Raw genomic sequence first — 19,255 nt, forward strand, 5'->3', positions numbered from 1 at the left:
ATGACCCGCCGCCTCGCCCTCTTCCTGCCGCTCCTCGCGCTGACCGCCTGCCCGCGGCTCGACCCGATGCAGCGCCAGCAGAAGTACAAGGCCTACCAGTCCAGCGAGTACTACGCGAACGGCCTCGCCATGCGGCACCCGCCCGCCGGCACGGTGCCGTACGGCCCCCGGCTCGACCCGGCGGTCGCGACCGGCCGCGGTCCCGACGGCCGCCCGGTGCAGCTCATGCCGGTGCCGGTGGACGCGAAGCTGCTCGCGCGCGGGCGCCAGCGGTTCGACGTGAGCTGCGCGGTGTGCCACGGCGTGCTCGGCGACGGCGAGAGCCAGGTCGCGATGAACATGTCGCTGCGCCGGCCGCCCTCGCTGCACCTCTACCGCGATCGCCCGGACGGCTACATCTACCAGGTGATCACCGAGGGCTTCGGGCTCATGCCCTCGTACGCCGCCGAGATCCCGGTGCAGGACCGCTGGGCGATCGTGGCGTACGTGCGCGCCCTCCAGCTCAGCCAGAACGCATCGCTCGACCAGGTGCCCCCCGACGCCCGCGAGCAGCTCCAGAAGGAGGGGCGATGACCCTCACCCCGTACCTGGGCGGCCGGCGCCTCATGACGATCGCCGCCGCCGCCGGCGCCGCGGGCCTCGCCGTCACCGCGCTCGGCGCGGCGGTCGGCGATCCGCGCCGCGCGCTCTACGCCTACCTCGTCGCGTTCGTCTACTGGCTGGGCCTGGCGCTCGGCGCGCTCATCCTGCTCGGCGCGCTGCACGCGTCGAACGCGCGCTGGCCGGTGGTCCTGCGCCGCTTCCTCGAGCACCTCCCGGCGGTGATCCCGCTGTTCGTGGTGCTGTTCATCCCCATCCTGCTCGGCCGCGGCCACCTGTTCCCGTGGGTGGACCCGCACGGCCTGCAGGGCGAGGTCCTCCACGCGGTCGAGCACAAGAAGCCCTACCTCAACGTGCCGTTCTTCGTGATCCGGGCCGCGATCTACTTCGCCTGCTGGATCGGGGTCGCGCACCTGCTCCGGGCCTGGTCGCTCCGCCAGGACGAGGTCGGCGGGCACGACCTGACCCGGCGCCAGCGCGCGCTCGGGGCGGGCTCGCTGCCGTTCGTGGCGCTCACGCTCACGTTCGCGGCGTTCGACTGGATGATGTCGCTCGACCCGCGCTTCTTCTCGACCATCTTCGGCGTGTACTGGTTCGCCGGCAGCTTCGTCGGCGCGTTCGCGGTGGTCATCATCGCCGCCAACGCCACGCGGCTCGATCCGAACCAGTTCGGCGCGCACATGAACACCGAGCACTTCCACTCGCTCGGCAAGTTCCTGCTCGCGTTCACCGCGTTCTGGGCCTACGTCGCGTTCTCGCAGTTCATGCTGATCTGGATCGCGAACGTGCCGGAGGAGGTGCCCTGGTACATCCTCCGCATCGAGGGCGGGTGGAAGGCGGTGGGCGTCTTCCTCGCGCTGTTCCACTTCCTGGTGCCGTTCTTCCTGCTGATGAACCGCGCCATCACCCGCAACCCGGGCCGGCTGGCGAAGGTCGCGGTCTGGATCCTGTTCGTCCACTGGATCGACCTCTACTGGCTGCTGATGCCCCACCTCGACCCGGGCGGCCCGCGGCCGTCGCTGTGGGACCTCTCCGCCTTCGTGGGCGTGGGCGGCGTCACCGTGGCGTTCGCGCTGGCCCGCATGCGCGGCACGGTGGCGGTCCCGGTCCGCGATCCCTACCTCGAGGACTCGCTGAGGTACCTGCCGCAATGAGCGACCACGTCGAACACGCCCACGGGGTCCGGTCCGAGGAGGACCGGATCGACACCGGCAAGATCATCGCGGTCGGCGTGGCCGCGCTGGTGCTCTTCTTCATCGGCTCCTACGCCGCCATCGCCTACCTGCGGGACGTCCGCGCCTCGCGCGAGGCGCCGCCCATCCCGGCGGAGATCGGCCAGAACAAGATCGGCATGGTGGAGCAGCAGCTGTTCGAGCTCTCCGTGCGCGGCGAGCGCGATCGCGCCGCGCGCCGCGAGCGGCTCGCGTCGTACGGCTGGGTGGACCGGGGCGCCGGCGTGGTGCACCTGCCCATCGACCGCGCCATGGACCTGGTGGTCCAGGGGATCCGCCCCATGCCCGCGCCGCCGGTGGAGCCGGTGCCGTCGCAGGCGCCCGACCTCGGGCCGGGCCCGGGAGGCCAGCCGTGACGCGCGCGATGCTCCGGCGCGCCGGGGCCGGCCTGGCGCTCGCGGCCGCCGCGGCGCTCGCCGCGCCTGCGCCGGCGGCCGCCCAGTTCTGGCGCCAGCGCGAGGGGGGCGCGGGCCCGTCGCCGGACGTGCCGCCGGTCGCCCTCGAGGACGTCCGCGTCGAGGAGAAGCTCGGCGCGGCGGTCCCGCTCGACGTGTCCTTCACCGACTGGAAGGGCCAGCCCTTCTCGCTGCGCCAGGCGTTCGACGGCAAGAAGCCGGTGGTGGTCGCGCTCGTCTACTACGACTGCCCCATGCTGTGCGGGCTCATCCTCTCGGGCATGGGCAAGGCCATGCGCGAGAACGGGCTCGAGCTGGGCCGGGACTACCAGGCGGTCACCATCTCCTTCGATCCGGAGGAGGGGCCGGCGCTCGCCGCCGAGCGGCGCCGCGGCTACCTGCAGTCGATGGGCCGCTCCGACGCGGGGACCGACTGGCCGTTCCTGGTCGGCACGGCGGAGGCGTCGCGCCAGATCTCCGACGCGGTCGGCTTCTACTACAAGAAGGACCCGGCCTCCGGCGAGTGGGCCCACCAGGCGGCGATCTTCGTCATCACGCCCGACGGGAAGGTCTCTCGCTACCTGTACGGCATCGACTACCCGCCCAAGGACTTCCGGCTGTCGGTCGTCGAGGCCGCCAGCGGCAAGGTCGGCACCAGCTTCGATCGACTCCTCCTCACCTGCTACCGGTACGACCCCGCCTCGCGGAAGTACGAGCCGTACGCGTTCGGCATCGTGCGCGCCGGCGCGGCCGTGGTGCTGGTGGCCCTCACCGGCCTGATCGCCGCGCTGGTCTGGCGCGAGCGGCGGGCCAAGGCGAGGCAGACGGCATGAACGACCTCCTGCGAAGAATGCTGTTCCTCCCGGACCAGGCGAGCGACTACGCGCGCCAGGTGGACGGGCTCCACTACTTCGTCATCATCACCACCATGCTCGCGGCGGCGGGCGTGTTCGCCACCGCGATCTACTTCTTCGTGCGGTACCGGCGCCGGGCGGACACCGACGTCACCCCGCGCGTCGAGCCGAAGGCCATCCACGAGGTCATCTTCGTGGGGCTGCCGCTGGCGTTCTTCCTGGTGTGGTTCGCGATCGGCTTCCCGCAGTTCGCGAAGCTGCAGACGCCGCCCAAGGACGCGATGGACGTCTACGTCCAGGGCAAGAAGTGGATGTGGAAGTTCGCGTACCCGGGCGGCCCGAACTCGGTGGACGTGCTGCGCGTCCCCGCCGGCCGGCCGGTGCGGCTGCTCATCACCTCGCGCGACGTGATCCACTCGTTCTACGTGCCGGCGCTCCGGGTGAAGCAGGACGCGCTCCCGGGCCGCTACACGCAGACGTGGTTCAACGCCGACCGGCCGGGCCGCTACGAGATCTTCTGCGCCGAGTACTGCGGCCTCGCGCACTCCGGGATGATCGGCGAGCTGGTGGTGATGCCGGCGGAGGAGTTCGATCAGTGGCTCGCCACGCAGGGGCGCGGGGTGGCGGGGTCGCAGGACGGCACGCCCGTCCCCGGCGAGCCGGTGCGCCCGGCCTCCAACGTCATCGAGGAGGGGCGGCGGCTGGCCAGCGAGCAGGGCTGCCTGAAGTGCCACTCGGTGGACGGCACGCGGCACATCGGGCCGACCTGGGTGGACCTCTACGAGCGGAACGAGAAGCTCCAGAGCGGGAAGAGCGTGCAGGCCGACGAGGGGTATCTCACCAAGTCGATGATGGATCCCGCCGCGGACATCGTGGCGGGCTACCAGAACGTGATGCCGACCTACCAGGGCAAGCTCGCACCGCCCGAGGCGGCGGCCATCGTCGAGTTCATCAAGTCCTTGAAGACCCCGGCGGTCCAGAGCGGTCCGTCGGAGGGCCCGGTCTATGAGTCCATCCCACGCAAGTGACGTTCCCGTGTACAACCCGCGGAACTACCTCAACTCGCCCGCGACCGGCCTGAAGTCCTGGATGCTGACCCAGGACCACAAGCGGATCGGGGTGATGTTCCTGGTCGCGGCCACGGTGTTCTTCGCCGTCGGCGGCCTGTTCGCCATGCTCATCCGGATCGAGCTGCTCACGCCCGGTCCGACGATCATGGACGCGATGACGTACAACCGGATGTTCACGCTCCACGGCGTGGTCATGATCTTCCTGTTCATGATCCCCGCCATCCCGAGCGGCTTCGGCAACTTCCTGGTGCCGCTCATGCTCGGGGCCAAGGACGTGGCGTTCCCGAAGCTGAACCTCCTCAGCTTCTACCTCTACCTGCTGGGCGCCGCGATCGCGCTGTACGGGATGATCCACGGCGGCGCGGACACCGGCTGGACGTTCTACACGCCGTACTCGACCACCACCGCCACCAAGGTGGTGCCGATCCTGCTCGGCGCGTTCGTCCTGGGGTTCTCGTCGATCCTCACCGGCCTGAACTTCATCGTCACCACGCACACCATGCGCGCCCCCGGGATCGGCTGGAACCGGGTGCCGCTGTTCGTGTGGTCGATCTACGCGACCAGCATCATCCAGATCCTCGCCACGCCGGTGCTGGGCATGACGCTGCTGCTCGTCGCGGTGGAGCACGCGTTCGGCTGGGGCATCTTCGATCCGGCGCGCGGCGGCGACCCGGTGCTGTTCCAGCACTTCTTCTGGTTCTACTCGCACCCCGCCGTCTACATCATGGTGCTGCCCGCGATGGCGGTGATCTCCGAGGTGGTCTGCGCGTTCTCGCGCAAGAACATCTTCGGCTACAAGGCGGTCGCCTACTCCTCGCTCGGCATCGCCTTCGTCGGCTTCTTCACCTGGGGCCACCACCTGTTCGTCTCGGGCCAGTCGGCCTTCGACGCCGGCGTGTTCGGGATCCTCTCGATGTTCGTGGGCATCTTCACGGCCATCAAGGTCTTCAACTGGACCGCCACGCTGTACCAGGGCTCGATCGCGTTCAAGACGCCGTTCGCCTACTTCGTCGGCTTCCTGTTCTTCCTGGTGTTCGGCGGGATGACCGGCGTGGCGGTCGCCACCGTGTCGCTCGACGTCCACTGGCACGACACGTACTTCGTGGTGGCGCACTTCCACTTCATCATGGTGGGCGCGACCGTGATGGCGTTCCTCGCCGCGCTCCACTACTGGTTCCCGAAGATCACCGGCCGCATGTACCCGGAGGGCTGGGGGCTGGTGGGCGCGGTGATGGTGATCCTGGGCTTCAACTTCACCTTCATCCCGCAGTTCCTGCTCGGGAACGAGGGCATGCCGCGCCGGTACTTCTCCTACCCGGAGCGGTTCTGGGCGCTCAACGTCGCCTCCACCGCCGGCGCCTCGGTGCTGGCGATGGGCCTCGTCATCATCCTCGTCTACCTGCTGGTGGCGCTGAAGTGGGGCCCGATCGCCGGCTCGAACCCGTGGCACTCGCGCGGATACGAGTGGGACACGGCCTCGCCGCCGCTCCCCGAGAACTTCGAGGAGACCCCGGTCTACACGCGCGGACCGCACGAGTACGACGAGGACTCCTACGCCAACCCTCCCCCGGTCGCCCCCGAGCCGAAGCATGCAAGCTAGCCCGCTCGCACACCATTTCGAGAACATCGAGAAGCAGTCGCACGCCGAGCGGCTCGGCATGTGGCTGTTCCTCGCCTCCGAGGTGCTGCTGTTCACCGCGCTGTTCGCGGCCTACGCGGTGTACCGGTACCTGTACTCGGACGCGTTCGCCGAGGCGAGCCGCGCCATCGAGACCTGGCTCGGCCTGGTCAACACCATCATCCTGGTGACCAGCTCGTTCACGGTCGCGCTCGGGCTGAACGAGGCGGTGAAGGGGAACGGCAAGAAGACCGGGCTGTGGTTCGCCGTGTCGGTCGCCTTCGCCGTCGCGTTCCTCGCGCTCAAGGCGGTCGAGTACAGCCACCACTTCCACGAGGGGCAGCTCCCGGGCCGCTACTACTCGTTCCAGGAGCTGCAGGCGCCGGGCGCGTCGCTGTTCTTCGCGCTCTACTTCCTCATCACCGGCCTGCACGGCGTCCACGTGATCGTCGGCATGACGATCCTGGCGGTGGTGGGCGTGAAGGCGGCGCGCGGGAAGTACACGGCGGCGTACCACACGCCGGTCGAGCTGGCCGGCCTGTACTGGCACCTCGTCGACCTCATCTGGATCTTCGTCTTCCCCCTCATCTACCTCGTGTAGGGAGCGACATCTCCATGGCCGACACCCGACCGATCGCGCACGAGGAGCACCAGGCGACCCACCACGCGCACGGCATGCGCTACGTGGTGGTGTGGATCGCCCTGCTCGTGCTCACCGTCGTCACCTACGCCGCCTCGCGCGTCCACCTGCCCGGCGGCTGGCACGTGGCGGTGGCGCTGCTCATCGCCATCGCCAAGGGCGCGCTGGTGGCGCTGTTCTTCATGCACCTGTGGGATCAGCGGGGCGCGAACCGCCTCGTCTTCGTCACCTCGCTCGCGTTCGTGGCGCTGCTCATCGGGCTCACCATCCTCGACAACGCCACCCGCTTCCCGCTCGCGAACCCGCCCGGCAGCGCCGGCGCGCTGCCCTGGGGCGGCGCGGATCGCGATCCGCCGAAGCTGCCGTAGCCCGGGCCGCCGGCCCGCCCGACCCTCCCGCTCCCCGGTGGCCCCGCGCCGCCGGGGAGCTTCCGTCCCGGGGCCCGCCCGGCCGCCGGCGCGCCCGGCCCGCGCCCGGCGTCCGCCGCGCCCCCGGTCCGCATCCCGGGCGCTCCGCCCCGCGCCGCTCGCGATCCGGCCCGCGCGTTCGCATCTCTGATGCGGCGCCCCGCGGCGCGCCGGCCGCGGGGCCGCGCGACGGGGCGCGGGAGCCGCACCTTGCGAGCCATCGGTCACCGCACCTGGGCCATCCCGGAGGGCTACCTGCCGCCCCGTGGGCGGCCGGAGGACCGCGCGCTGGAGAGCCACGAGGCCGCCTGCGTGCTGAACGCCGGCGACGAGGACGCGCACCTCGAGCTCCGCGTGTTCTTCGCCGACCGCGAGCCGGCCGGACCGTACCGGCTCACCGTGGGCGCCCGCCGCACGCTGCACCTGCGGCTCGACGACCTGCGCGACCCGGAGCCCATCCCGCGCGGCACCGACTACGCGACGGTGATCCGGTCCGACGTGCCGGTGGTGGTGCAGCACACCCGGCTCGACGCCCGCCGCGCGGAGAGCGCGCTCATGACGACGCTCGCGTGGGCGGCGGCGGAGGAGGGGGCATGAACGTCGGCGAGTTCCTGCTGCGCCGGCTGGTGGAGTGGGGCGTCCGCCGGGTGTTCGGCTATCCGGGCGACGGGATCAACGGGATCCTGGGCGCGTTCCGGACCGTGGACGCGCTGCGCTTCACCCAGGTCCGCCACGAGGAGATGGCGGCGTTCATGGCCTGCGCGCACGCGAAGTTCACCGGCGAGGTGGGCGTGTGCCTGGCCACCTCGGGCCCCGGCGCCATCCACCTCCTGAACGGCCTGTACGACGCGCGCATGGACCACCAGCCGGTGGTCGCGATCGTGGGCCAGACCGCGCGCGCCGCCATGGGCGGCTCCTACCAGCAGGAGGTGGACCTGCCCTCGCTGTTCAAGGACGTGGCGCACGAGTACGTGCAGACGCTGATGGTGCCGTCGCAGGCCCGTCACCTGGTCGACCGGGCCGTGCGCATCGCGCGGGCGGAGCGGACCGTGACCGCGATCGTGGTGCCGAACGACGTGCAGGGCCTCGAGTACACGTCGCCCCCGCACGCCCACGCCACCGTCCACAGCGGGGTGGGCTGGGAGGCGCCGCGGGTGGTCCCGGCCGCCCGCGACCTGCGCCGCGCGGCGGAGGTGCTGAACGCGGGGCGGCGCGTGGCGATGCTGGTGGGCGCCGGCGCGCTCGGCGCGGCGCGCGAGGTCGCCGAGGTGGCCGACGTGCTCGGCGCCGGCGTCGCGAAGGCGCTGCTCGGCAAGGCGGTGCTGCCCGACGACCTGCCCTGGGTGACCGGCGCCATCGGCCTGCTCGGCACCAAGCCCTCCTGGAACCTGATGAGCGGCTGCGACACGCTGCTGATGGTGGGCTCCTCGTTCCCGTACCCCGAGTTCCTGCCGAAGGAGGGGCAGGCGCGCGGCGTCCAGGTCGACCTCGACGGCCGGATGCTCTCCATCCGCTATCCCATGGAGGTGAACCTGGTGGGCGACGCCGCCGAGACGCTCCAGGCGCTGCGGCCGCTGCTGCGGCGCAAGGAGCACGGGTCCTGGCGCGAGAAGATCGAGTCCGACGTGCGCCGCTGGTGGAAGGTGCTGGAGGCGCGCGCCATGAACCCGGCCACGCCGGTGAACCCGCAGCGCGTCTTCTGGGAGCTGTCCCGGCGCCTGCCCGATCGCGCCATCCTCTCGGCCGACTCCGGCTCGTCCGCGAACTGGTACGCGCGCGACGTGCGCGTGCGCGAGGGGATGCTGGCGTCGCTCTCCGGCAACCTCGCGACCATGGGACCGGCCGTCCCGTACGCGATCGCCGCCAAGTTCGCCTACCCGGACCGCGTGGCGGTGGCGCTGGCGGGCGACGGCGCCATGCAGATGAACGGGCTCGCCGAGCTGGCCACCATCGCCCGCTACTGGCGCGAGTGGTCCGACCCGCGCCTGGTGGTCTTGGTGCTCGACAACGGCGACCTCAACCAGGTGACCTGGGAGCAGCGGGTGATGGAGGGCGACCCGAAGCTCGAGGCGTCGCAGACGCTGCCGCCGGTGGACTACGCGGGCTTCGCTGCCTCGCTCGGCCTCGCGGCGGTGAAGGTCGAGCGGCCGGAGGAGATCGGGCCGGCCTGGGACCGGGCGTTCGCCGCCGACCGCCCGTGCCTGGTGCAGGCGCGGACGGATCCCAACGTGCCGCCGCTGCCGCCGCACATCACGCTGGAGCAGGCGAAGGGCTACCTCGAGGCGATCCTGAAGGGCGACCCGGAGCGCGGCGCCATGGTCGTGCGCTCGTGGCGCGACGCGCTGGAGGGCGTGCTGCCCCACCGGAAGGGCTGACGTGGCGCGCGGCGAGGCCACCGTGGAGCGGGTGCACGCGGCCGCGTACCGCGTGCCCACCGACGCGCCCGAGTCGGACGGCACGCTGGCCTGGGACGCGACCACGCTGGTGGTGGCCGAGGTGGAGGGCGGCGGCGCGCGCGGGCTCGGCTACACCTACGCGGACGCGTCCGCCGCCGCGGTGGTGAACGGCCTGCTCTCCGAGGCGGTGCGGGGGGTGGACGCGCTCGACGCGCCCGCCGCGAGCCGCGCCATGCGCCGGGCGCTGCGCAACGCCGGGCCGGCCGGCGTCGGCGGCATGGCGCTCTCGGCGGTGGACGCGGCGCTCTGGGACCTCCACGCGCGGCTGCTGGGGGTGCCGCTCCTCGCGCTGCTGGGCCGTGCGCGGCCGGCCGTCCCGGCCTACGGGAGCGGCGGCTTCTGCTCGTACGCGCCGGAGCGCCTGCGCGAGCAGCTCGGCGGCTGGGCGGCGGCGGGCTTCCCGGCGGTGAAGATGAAGGTCGGGCGCGACCCGCGCGCCGACCGGGAGCGCGTGCGCGCGGCGCGGGAGGCGATCGGCGCGGCGGGGCTGTTCGTGGACGCGAACGGCGCCTACGGGCGCAAGCAGGCGCTGGCGCTCGCCGCGGCGTTCGCCGACGAGGGCGTCACCTGGCTCGAGGAGCCGGTGCCGTCCGACGACCTGGCCGGCCTGCGCCTCGTCCGCGAGCGCGCGCCCGCCGGGATGGACGTGGCCGCGGGCGAGTACGGGCACGACCCGGCCTACTTCCGCCGCATGCTCGAGGCGGGCGCCGTGGACGTGCTGCAGGCGGACGCGACCCGCTGCGGCGGGGTGACCGGCTTCCTGGCCGCGGCGGCGGTGGCGGCGGCGTTCGGTGTCCCGCTGTCGTCGCACTGCGCGCCCTCGCTCCACGCGACCCTGATGTGCGCGGTGGAGCGGGCCGCCCATGCGGAGTGGTTCCACGATCACGAGCGCATCGAGGCGCTGCTGCTCGAGGGCGCGCCGCGCCCGTCCGGTGGCGCGCTCGCGCCGGACCTCTCGCGCCCCGGCCTCGGCCTCGAGCTCCGCGCGCGCGACGCGGAGCGCTGGGCGGTGGCCTGAGGGGAGGGGCGATGGAGCAGCCGGAGGCGGGCGGGCGGTATCTCATCCCTGGGCTGGGCCGGTCGGCGGATCCGGCCGCGCGCCTGCGCGCCGAGCGCGAGCCGTACCGGCGCGGCGGGCCGTTCCCGGCGGAGGCGGCGCGGGCGCTGGCGAGCGATCTCGCGCGGGCGGTCGAGGGCGAGGTGCGCTTCGACGACGGCGCGCGCGCGCTGTACGCGACCGACGGGTCCAACTACCGGCAGGTGCCCATCGGCGTGGTGGTGCCGCGCAGCGTGGACGACGTCGTCGCCACGGTGGCCACCTGCCGCGCGCACGGGGCCCCGGTGCTCTCGCGCGGCGGCGGGACCAGCCTGGCGGGCCAGTGCTGCAACGTGGCGGTGGTGATGGACTTCTCGAAGTACGTGTCGCGCGTGCTGGAGGTCGACCCGGGGAATCGCCTGGCGCGCGTCGAGCCGGGGTGCGTGCTCGACGTGCTCCGCGCCGCGGCGGAGCGCCACCACCTCACGTTCGGCCCCGATCCGTCCACGCACGATCACTGCACGCTGGGCGGGATGATCGGGAACGACTCCTGCGGCGTGCACTCCATGATGGCGGGCCGGACCGCCGACAACGTGCGCCGGCTCGAGGTGCTCACCTCCGACGGCCTGCGCACCTGGGTGGGCGAGACCTCCGACGCGGAGCGCGCGGCGGTGGTGCGGGCCGGCGGCCGGAAGGGGGCGCTCTACGCCGGCCTCGCGGCGCTGCGCGACCGGGTCGGGGACGAGGTGCGGGCGCGCTTCCCGCGCATCCCCCGGCGCGTGTCCGGCTACAACCTCGACGAGCTGCTGCCCGAGCGCGGCTTCCACCTGGCGCGCGCGCTCACCGGCAGCGAGGGCACGCTCGTCACCATCCTGCAGGCGGAGGTCCGGCTGGTGAACAGCCCGCCCGCGCGCGCGCTGCTCGTGCTCGGCTTCCCCGACGTGTTCGCCGCCGCCGACCGCGTCCCCGAGGTGGCGGCGCTCGGGCCCATCGGCCTGGAGGGGATCGACGAGCGGCTGGTGGAGGACATGCGCCGCAAGCGTCTCCACCCGGAGCGGCTGCGGCTGCTCCCGGACGGCCGCGGGTGGCTGCTGGTGGAGTTCGGCGGGGCCGACCGCGCCGAGGCCGAGGCGCGCGCGCGGCGCTGCATGGACGCGCTCGGCGGCGGCCCGCGCGCCCCCGCGATGAAGCTCTACGACGACCCGGCGGAGGAGGCCATCGTCTGGAAGGTGAGGGAGTCCGGGCTGGGCGCCACCGCGCGCGTGCCGGGGAGGCCGGACGCGTGGGAGGGGTGGGAGGACTCGGCCGTGGCGCCGGAGCGGCTCGGGGAGTACCTGCGGGCGCTGGACGGCCTGCTGCACGGGTTCGGCTACCACGGCGCGCTGTACGGCCACTTCGGCCAGGGCTGCGTCCACACCCGCATCGACTTCGACCTCACCACCGCGTCGGGCATCGCGCGCTACCGCGCCTTCGTGGAGGCCGCCGCCGACCTGGTGGTCTCGCTGGGCGGCTCGCTCTCGGGCGAGCACGGCGACGGCCAGTCGCGCGGCGAGCTGCTGGTGAAGATGTTCGGGCCGCGCCTGGTGGACGCGTTCCGCGACTTCAAGCGGCTCTGGGATCCCGGCTGGCGGATGAACCCGGGCAAGAAGATCGACGCGTACCGGCTCGACGAGAACCTGCGGCTCGGGGCCGGGTACGTGGAGCTCCGGCCCCGCACCGCGTTCGCCTACCCGGAGGACCAGGGCAGCTTCGGCCGGGTGGCGGCGCGCTGCGTCGGGGTGGGCGAGTGCCGGCGGGACGAGGGCGGCGTGATGTGCCCGAGCTACCGGGTGACGCGCGAGGAGAAGCACTCCACCCGCGGCCGGGCGCACCTGCTGCACGAGCTGATGCTGGGCGATCCGCTCCGCGGCGGCTGGCGCTCGCCCGAGGTCGCCGACGCGCTGCACCTGTGCCTCGCCTGCAAGGGGTGCAAGAGCGACTGCCCGATGAACGTGGACATGGCCACCTACAAGGCCGAGTTCCTGTCGCACCACTACCGCGGCCGGCTGCGGCCGCGCGCGGCCTACGCCATGGGCCTGGTGGCCTGGTGGGCCCGGGCGGCCTCGCTCGCGCCGGGCGTGGCGAACGCGCTCGCGCGCGCGCCGGGGCTCTCCGCGCTGGCGCGGCGCGCGGGCGGGATCGCCCCGGAGCGCGCGCTGCCCGCGTTCGCGCCGGTGACGTTCCGGCGCTGGTTCGCCCGCCGGCGGGCGGCGGCGCCGGGCGCGGCCGCCGGGCGCGGGCGCTCGGTGGTGCTGTTCCCGGACACGTTCACCGACTTCTTCCACCCGGAGATCGGCATCGCGGCGGTGGAGGTCCTGGAGGCCGCCGGCTGGCAGGTGCGCCTCCCGCGCCGGCGCCTCTGCTGCGGCCGCCCGCTCTACGACCACGGCATGCTCGACCTGGCGCGGCGGCTGCTCCGGCAGGATCTGGACGCGCTGGCGCCCGCCGCCGAGGCCGGGACGCCGGTGGTGGTGCTCGAGCCGAGCTGCGCGGCGGTGTTCCGCGACGAGCTGCCCAACCTGCTCCACGGGGACCGGCGCGCCGACGCGCTCGCCGGCCGGACGCGGCTCCTCTCCGAGCTGGTGGACGAGGCGGGCGACGCGTTCCCGGTGCCGCGGCTCGACCGCCGCGCGCTCGTGCAGGTGCACTGCCACCACCACGCGGTGATGGGCGAGGGGGCCGCGCGGCGGGTGCTCGCGCGCATGGGGCTCGACGCCGAGGTGCTCGACGCGGGCTGCTGCGGGATGGCGGGCTCGTTCGGCTTCGAGGCGGGCGACCGGTACCGCGTGTCGATGGCGGTGGGCGAGCGCGGGGTCCTGCCGGCGGTGCGGCGCGCCCCGGCGCAGGACCTGGTGCTCGCCGATGGGTTCTCCTGCCGGACGCAGATCGAGCAGGGCACCGGCCGCCGCGGGCTCCACCTGGCCGAGGCGCTGCGGCTCGCCGCGGAGCCCGGCGCCGCCGCGCTCGACGCGGAGGCGTGGGCGCGCGGCCGGCGGCCGCGGAGGGCGGCCCGCGACGTCCTGCGCGAGGCGGCGCTGCTCGGCGCCGGCGCGGCCGCGCTCGCCGCGCTCGCCTACGCGGGCAGGACCGCGAGGACGCGCTCGTAGGCGGCGGCGTCCTCCGGCGAGAAGCAGCAGAACACCGCCCGGCGGACCGGGCCGCCCGCCTCGAGCGCGCGCCGCACCTCGTCCACCGCGATGGGCGTGGCCCGCTTGATGGGGAAGCCGTACGCGCCGGTGGAGATGGCCGGGAAGGCGATGGAGCGCAGCCCGTGCTCCGCGGCGAGCCGCATCGAGGCGCGGTAGCAGGAGGCGAGCGCGGCGTCCTCGCCCGCGCCGCCGCCCTGCCACACCGGGCCGACGGCGTGGATCACGTGGCGCGCCGGGAGGCGGAAGCCGGGCGTGATCTTCGCTTCGCCGGTGTGCGCGCCCCCCAGCGCCCGGCACGCCTCGCGCAGCTCCGGGCCGGCGGCGCGGTGGATGGCGCCGTCCACGCCGCCGCCCCCGAGCAGCGAGGCGTTCGCCGCGTTGACGATGGCGTCCACCTGCAGGCGCGTGAGGTCCCCCTGCACGAGCGCGATGCGGCCGTCGAGCCAGGTCCGTTCCATGCTGCCGTCGTAGCCACGTGCCGCGCCCGCGGCAAGCGGGCGGGGGAGAACCCTGCGCCGCGCGGCCGCAGGTGCGCACCGGAGCACGGCCGCACGGAATGCGCGCCGGCCCGGGCCGGCCCCCGCGCCTGGCCCGGCGCGGGCCTGCCCGCGGAAAAGCACCGCCGGGCCGCGAAGGTGCGGGCGGATGCGACGCTGCGCACGCAGCGTGCGGGCGGGCGGCGCGCAATTCGTGCACGCAAAGGCGGTTGATTCCCGGGTACGGGAGTTGCTATCCCCCGCCCCGGCAAGATGAAGCGCGACCGCATCCTCGTCATCGATGGCAACCCGCTCGACGGGGCCGGCCTCAGGGCCGCCCTGTGCGAGCGCGGCTTCGACGCGGTCGAGGCCGCCAGCGCGGAGCGCGCGCTCGGGCTCGTCCCGAGCTTCCAGCCCGCCGCGGTGCTGGCCGACGTGACGCTCCCCGGCTGCGAGGCCGGCGAGCTGGTCGGCCGCCTGCGCGAGCTCGGGTCCGACGCGGCGGTGGTGGTCGCGGCGCCGCACGACCGGCTGGAGGCGGCGGTCCAGGCGCTGCGCGCCGGGGCCGAGAGCTTCCTGGTCCGCCCGGTGGACGCCGGCCAGGCGCTGGTGGTGCTCCAGAAGGCGCTCGAGAAGCGCGGGCTGCGCCGCGATCGCGCCGAGCTGCGCGAGCGCGTCCGCGCGCGCGCCGCGCTGGTGGGCACCGCGCCGGAGATGCAGGGTGTGGTCGAGCTGGTGCGCCGCGTGGCGCCCACCAAGGCGACGGTCCTGGTGCTGGGCGAGTCTGGCACCGGCAAGGAGCACGTCGCCCAGGCGCTGCACGAGGCCTCGCCCCGGCGCGACCGGCCGTTCGTGCGGGTCAACTGCGCGGCGCTCTCGGAGGCGCTGCTCGAGTCCGACCTCTTCGGCCACGAGCCGGGGGCGTTCGCCGACTCCGAGGAGCGCCACGTCGGCAAGCTGGAGCTCGCCGACGGCGGGACCCTGTACCTGCACGAGGTGGGGAGCCTGCCGCCGCCGGTCCAGGTGAAGCTGCTCCGGGTGCTCCAGCAGGGCGAGATGGAGCGGATGGGCGGCCGCGAGACGCTGCGGGTGGACGTGCGCGTGGTGGCGGGCGCGCAGCACGACCTCGCCGAGGAGGTCCGCGCCGGCCGGTTCCGCGACGACCTGTACTACCGGCTCAACGTGGTGGCGGTGGCGCTGCCCCCGCTGCGCGAGCGCAAGGGCGACATCCCCGCGCTGGTGAACCACTTCCTCGATGTGGCGGCCCGCACGCAGGGGAGCGAGGTCGTCGGCGTGACCCCGGGGACGCTCTCGGCGCTGTTCGCCTACGACTGGCCGGGCAACGTGCGCGAGCTGGCGAGCGTGGTCGAGCACGCGGTGTCGGTGGCGCGCGGGCGCGAGATCACCGCGGAGGACCTCTCGCCGGTGCTGCACGGCGCCCGCCCGGAGGAGAGCGGCGCCTCCGCCCTCATCCCCGGCGCCACGCTGTTCGAGATCGAGCGCGAGGCGATCCTGCGCACGCTCGAGCAGTGCGGCGGCTCGACCGCCCGCGCGGCGGAGGTGCTGGGCGTCTCGGTGCGGAAGATCCAGTACCGCCTGAAGGAGTACCGGAGCGGCGTCCCCGGACGCCGGCCCCCCGAGCTCGAGGACGCCTACGCCGAGGCGCACAAGTAGCGCGCCGCCGGCCCGAGCCCCGCTCCCTTCCCGCCCGCGGGCCCGAAAAAAAGACCGCCCGGCAGTGGTGTGCCGGGCGGCCCCGAGCGCGCGGGGGCGCGCGCTCTCCCTGGAGATCGGTGCTACCCGGTGTAGACGTGCGCGCTCTCCTCGGCGGTGGGCAGCATGCTCATCCCGAGGTACGTGAACATCACCACCGCGAAGCCGAGGAGCACCAGCCACGCGGCGCGGTCGCCTCGCCAGCCGCGCACCTTGCGCAGGTGCAGGTAGGCCCCGTAGACGAGCCAGGTCACGAGCGACCAGTTCTCCTTCGGATCCCACACCCAGAAGTCGCCCCAGGCGCTCTTCGCCCACACCGAGCCGACCAGCAGGCCGACCGTGAGCAGCACGAACCCGAAGCGGATGAGCTCGTAGGTCATCTGCTCGAGGTCGAGCGCCTTGCCGGTGAGGATGGTCCCGGCGCGCAGGGTGGTGAGCCGCTGCAGGAGCGGCACGCGCGGGGCGAGGAGCTGCACCGCGGCGAGCAGCGCCGCGAGCGCCACCGCCGCATAGCCCACGAAGTAGACCACCACGTGCGGCACGAACCAGGCGGACTGGAGCGCCGGCGGCAGCTTCACGATCTCGGCGTCCCACTTGCCGAGCGCGTAGCCGAGCAGCGCCAGCGTGAGGAGCGCCGCGAGCGCGCCGAACACGCGGGTGCGGTAGAGCCGCTCGAACGCGAGGTACACCACGCCGGTGGTGAACGCGAAGAACACCAGCGACTCGAACAGCGACTTGAACGGCGCGCGGCCCGCCTCGATCCAGCGCTCCACGATCAGGCCGGCGTTGAACGCCAGCGCGGCGCAGAGCAGCGCGGTCGCGGCGCGCCCGACCAGCGCGCGGGTGGAGCGCCAGGCGGCGGCGTAGAAGCCGGCCGCGGCCGCGTACAGCGCGCCGGTGGCCACGAAGAAGGGGTGCTCGGCGAGGATGTACTGGAGCATCGCGTTCTCCTCAGGCGGCCTGCGCGGGGGAGGTGGGGACGCCGGGCTGGGCGCGGCGGCGCGCCTTCAGGCGCGGCTCGACGTAGAACATGTACGCCACGCCCAGGCTGATGAGCGCGAACCCGGCGAACACCCAGGCCACCCCGGGGTCGTGCACCGCCTCCAGGCCGGAGTAGCTGGGATCCTGCGGGTTGTAGTTCACCTGGTAGAGCGTCCAGCCCGCGAACGTGACCGGCTCGTTCACCGCCACCACGGTGCGCAGCGACTCGTCGCCGCGCGTGGCGGTGACCGTCGAGAGGAACGCCTTCACCTCGCCGTCGCGGCGCTCGAAGACCAGCGCGTGATCGGCGTCGAGGAACAGCGCCTCGGGCCGGTCCGCGGCCATCACCTTCTCGGCCGCCGTGCCGTCGCGCACCGCCTCGAGCCGGACCACCGGGCGCTTCCACTCGGCCGACGCCGTGGCGGGCACCTGCGTCCGCTGCGCCTGCGGGACGAGCGCGCCGAGCCTCACCGCGCCCCCCGCGAGCGCGAGCCCCTCGGCGAGCGGGACCTCCGACTCGCCGTCGGCGGTGTGGACGACCACCTTCCGCTCCGCGCCGGAGACGAGGAACGCGGTGAGCGCGCCCGGCGGGGCGGCGGGGCGCTCCCAGCCGAACACCACCGCGGCGCGGCCGTCGGGGGTGGCGAGCCGCTCGCCCGGCAGCAGCCAGCGCGTCTGCCCCTCCAGCGTCGCCTGCAGCGCGGGCTGCCCGCCCGCCGCGACCGGCGCCACCTGGTCCTGCAGCGTGAAGTCGGGCCAGATCTCCTTCAGGCGGAACGTGTCGCCGCCGGGCAGGAGGTGGCGCTCGAGGTCCGGGTCGAAGCTCGCGGCGAGCTTCCACTGACGGTGCGTGCCGTGCTCGTCCCGGACCAGCTCCTGGCGGTAGTAGCCGACGCGGTACTCGGTCTCGTAGTTCACGAGGTCGAACCGATCGAGGCGCAGGTCGAAGCCGAGCGGCGCCGCGCCGCCGGTGCCCATCCCCGCCTTGGTGACGCGCACGTGGGTGGCCGTCTCGCCGCCCGCGTGCAGGTCGATGCGGCCGCGGATGGAGAGCGCGGCCGACGCGGCCGCACCGCCCAGCGAGGTGACGAGGCCGAGGTGGCACAGGAAGAAGCCGGCGTTGCGCGCGCGGAGCGGCCAGCGCTGCGCCGCGGACGCGATCACCGCCGCGCCGAACAGCGCCATGAGCCCCGCGAACGGCAGGCCGTGGAAGACGTCGTCGAGGTGCAGGCCGAGGATCACCGGCGCGGCCGCGCCGTAGCGGAGCCGGTAGAACTCGGCCGGCTTGCCCTGCAGCACCAGCGTGCCGACGATGGCGAACACCGCCAGCGCCACCAGCAGCGTGGAGGTGAAGCGGAAGCCGGCGATGGTGGCGCGCAGCCGCCCGGGCGTGAGCAGGGCCACCGCGAGCACCACCGCGCCCGCGATGCCGCTCGCCACCACCAGCGTGAGCGCGCCCGGCGGGACCCAGACCTGGAGCAGCGCGCCGGCGAGCAGCGCGCCGGTGACGAGCAGCGCGGTGAGGCGCGCTTCCATCACGGCGGGCGCCTCGGCGGCGCCGGCGGGCCTGGGCGTGGGGCGGGTCGGGCTGTCGGTCACTGGCACCTCCGATGCGGCCGTTCGACGCGCACCCTGAGCAATCGCCGTGCCCCGTCCGAAGCGGCCAACACCGCGGGATCGCGGGCAGACCCGGCCGTCCCGGCGGGTACGCACCGCAGGAAAAGCGACCTCGGCGTGGATCGGCGCAAACGGTGCGTGAGGGCGGGGGAGGCCGTCGCCCCGCCCTCGAGGACCGAACCGGCGAGGGCTCGTGGCTCTTCCCGGCGGGCGGCGGGCGGCCGGCCCGGCTGCCGGATCGACCCGCACGGACGGTGCGAGGCCGCCTCCCGCCCGCGCCGGCACGCTCCTTACCTTTGGAGCATGCCAAGCGACCGCATCGAGTTCGGGAGCGTCCTCGCGAAGGAGGGCTCCGACAAGAAGGTCTGGCTCATCGTGATCCCGCTCATCGTCCTCGTGGCGGCGGGCGTGGTCTGGGCCGCCGCCACGGTGTCGAAGGCGGACACGTACCGCACCGAGGCCGAGCGCAGCCAGGCGCAGGTCTCGGAGCTGCAGAAGACCATCGAGGAGCGCGACAAGCTCCTCACCCAGGCGCGGGCCGACGAGGGGCTGCTCACCAGCTCGGGCCAGGCCGCCGCGCTCCTGTTCGCCGATCCCAAGGCCAAGGAGCCGACCGAGAGCGGCATCGTGGTGGCCATGCCCGACCAGAAGGCGGTGCGGGTCATCCTGTACGGGCTGGTCGCGCCGCCGCAGGGCGAGGAGTACGTGGTGGCGGCGCGGGCGAAGGACGGGACCCGCAAGCCGCTCGGCCGCGTGGTGCCGAGCGCGGACGGCAACGGCTTCCTGCTGGCGAAGGACGTCCCCGAGGGGACGGTGCGCGTGGACCTCGTGCTCGCGCAGGCGGGCGCGAAGGAGCTCGCCGAGGCGACGCCGCGGGTCTCGGCGCGCCACCCGACCTCCGCGAGCGAGCGCGGCATCCTGGTCGAGCAGCCGGCGGCGGCGGTGCAGGCGCGGCGCGGCCGGAGATGACCC

General features: G+C 74.0%; 17 protein-coding genes. 14 read left to right on the forward strand and 3 right to left on the reverse strand.

Going from position 1 to position 19,255, the window contains the following annotated elements; all coding sequences use genetic code 11:
* The 12 genes from A2CP1_RS04225 (at position 1) to A2CP1_RS04280 (ending at position 13,454) form a co-directional block, all read left to right on the forward strand.
* On the forward strand, positions 1-573 hold the full coding sequence (locus A2CP1_RS04225) for a c-type cytochrome (RefSeq protein ID WP_012632215.1): 573 nt from the start codon (positions 1-3) through the stop codon (positions 571-573).
* Positions 570-1,754: a hypothetical protein gene (locus A2CP1_RS04230; protein WP_012632216.1), complete on the forward strand. Its 1,185-nt coding sequence runs from the start codon at positions 570-572 to the stop codon at positions 1,752-1,754. The genes A2CP1_RS04225 and A2CP1_RS04230 overlap by 4 nt, the downstream gene beginning before the upstream one ends.
* On the forward strand, positions 1,751-2,188 hold the full coding sequence (locus tag A2CP1_RS04235; protein WP_012632217.1) for a hypothetical protein: 438 nt from the start codon (positions 1,751-1,753) through the stop codon (positions 2,186-2,188). The genes A2CP1_RS04230 and A2CP1_RS04235 overlap by 4 nt, the downstream gene beginning before the upstream one ends.
* Positions 2,185-3,060 (forward strand): SCO family protein, encoded by an 876-nt coding sequence (locus A2CP1_RS04240; protein ID WP_012632218.1) that lies wholly within the window; start codon positions 2,185-2,187, stop codon positions 3,058-3,060. The genes A2CP1_RS04235 and A2CP1_RS04240 overlap by 4 nt, the downstream gene beginning before the upstream one ends.
* Positions 3,057-4,109, forward strand: coding sequence for a cytochrome c oxidase subunit II (gene coxB, locus A2CP1_RS04245; RefSeq protein WP_012524914.1), 1,053 nt, complete (start codon positions 3,057-3,059; stop codon positions 4,107-4,109). The genes A2CP1_RS04240 and coxB overlap by 4 nt, the downstream gene beginning before the upstream one ends.
* On the forward strand, positions 4,087-5,751 hold the full coding sequence (locus A2CP1_RS04250) for a cbb3-type cytochrome c oxidase subunit I (RefSeq protein ID WP_012524915.1): 1,665 nt from the start codon (positions 4,087-4,089) through the stop codon (positions 5,749-5,751). Before coxB ends, A2CP1_RS04250 begins: the two co-directional genes overlap by 23 nt.
* A complete protein-coding gene (locus A2CP1_RS04255; RefSeq protein WP_012524916.1) occupies positions 5,741-6,370 on the forward strand; it encodes a cytochrome c oxidase subunit 3 family protein in 630 nt (209 codons plus the stop codon). The genes A2CP1_RS04250 and A2CP1_RS04255 overlap by 11 nt, the downstream gene beginning before the upstream one ends.
* A gap of 14 nt (positions 6,371-6,384) precedes the next feature.
* Positions 6,385-6,777, forward strand: coding sequence for a cytochrome C oxidase subunit IV family protein (locus A2CP1_RS04260; RefSeq protein WP_012524917.1), 393 nt, complete (start codon positions 6,385-6,387; stop codon positions 6,775-6,777).
* Between the two features lie 249 nt (positions 6,778-7,026).
* Entirely contained in the window at positions 7,027-7,413 is a 387-nt protein-coding gene (locus A2CP1_RS04265) for a sensory rhodopsin transducer (protein WP_012632219.1), read from the forward strand.
* A complete protein-coding gene (locus A2CP1_RS04270) occupies positions 7,410-9,191 on the forward strand; it encodes a thiamine pyrophosphate-requiring protein (RefSeq protein WP_012632220.1) in 1,782 nt (593 codons plus the stop codon). Before A2CP1_RS04265 ends, A2CP1_RS04270 begins: the two co-directional genes overlap by 4 nt.
* A gap of 1 nt (position 9,192) precedes the next feature.
* Positions 9,193-10,290 carry an enolase C-terminal domain-like protein gene (locus A2CP1_RS04275; RefSeq protein WP_012632221.1) on the forward strand — a complete coding sequence of 366 codons (1,098 nt, stop codon included), beginning with the start codon at positions 9,193-9,195 and terminating at the stop codon, positions 10,288-10,290.
* A gap of 11 nt (positions 10,291-10,301) precedes the next feature.
* A complete protein-coding gene (locus tag A2CP1_RS04280; RefSeq protein ID WP_012632222.1) occupies positions 10,302-13,454 on the forward strand; it encodes an FAD-binding and (Fe-S)-binding domain-containing protein in 3,153 nt (1,050 codons plus the stop codon).
* Here A2CP1_RS04280 and A2CP1_RS04285 read toward each other — a convergent pair.
* Positions 13,421-13,954, reverse strand: coding sequence for an O-acetyl-ADP-ribose deacetylase (locus A2CP1_RS04285; protein ID WP_012632223.1), 534 nt, complete (start codon positions 13,952-13,954; stop codon positions 13,421-13,423). The genes A2CP1_RS04280 and A2CP1_RS04285 overlap by 34 nt on opposite strands.
* A 291-nt stretch (positions 13,955-14,245) precedes the next feature.
* Here A2CP1_RS04285 and A2CP1_RS04290 point away from each other — a divergent pair, with 291 nt between their 5' ends.
* Positions 14,246-15,646, forward strand: a complete 1,401-nt coding sequence (locus A2CP1_RS04290) for a sigma-54-dependent transcriptional regulator (RefSeq protein ID WP_012632224.1) — start codon at positions 14,246-14,248, stop codon at positions 15,644-15,646.
* Positions 15,647-15,768: 122 nt separating this feature from the next.
* On the opposite strand, the gene ccsB is transcribed toward A2CP1_RS04290, so the two are convergent.
* The gene (gene ccsB, locus A2CP1_RS04295; protein ID WP_012524924.1) at positions 15,769-16,626 is read right to left on the reverse strand and encodes a c-type cytochrome biogenesis protein CcsB; all 858 of its coding nucleotides are present in this window, start codon (positions 16,624-16,626) and stop codon (positions 15,769-15,771) included.
* Positions 16,627-16,636: 10 nt separating this feature from the next.
* Entirely contained in the window at positions 16,637-18,265 is a 1,629-nt protein-coding gene (locus tag A2CP1_RS04300; RefSeq protein WP_012632225.1) for a cytochrome c biogenesis ResB family protein, read from the reverse strand.
* A 321-nt stretch (positions 18,266-18,586) separates the two neighbouring features.
* Here A2CP1_RS04300 and A2CP1_RS04305 point away from each other — a divergent pair, with 321 nt between their 5' ends.
* Positions 18,587-19,252 (forward strand): hypothetical protein, encoded by a 666-nt coding sequence (locus A2CP1_RS04305; protein WP_012632226.1) that lies wholly within the window; start codon positions 18,587-18,589, stop codon positions 19,250-19,252.
* Positions 19,253-19,255 lie beyond the last annotated feature (3 nt).

The sequence above is a fragment of the Anaeromyxobacter dehalogenans 2CP-1 genome (assembly GCF_000022145.1).
Classification (GTDB): Bacteria; Myxococcota; Myxococcia; order Myxococcales; family Anaeromyxobacteraceae; genus Anaeromyxobacter; species Anaeromyxobacter dehalogenans.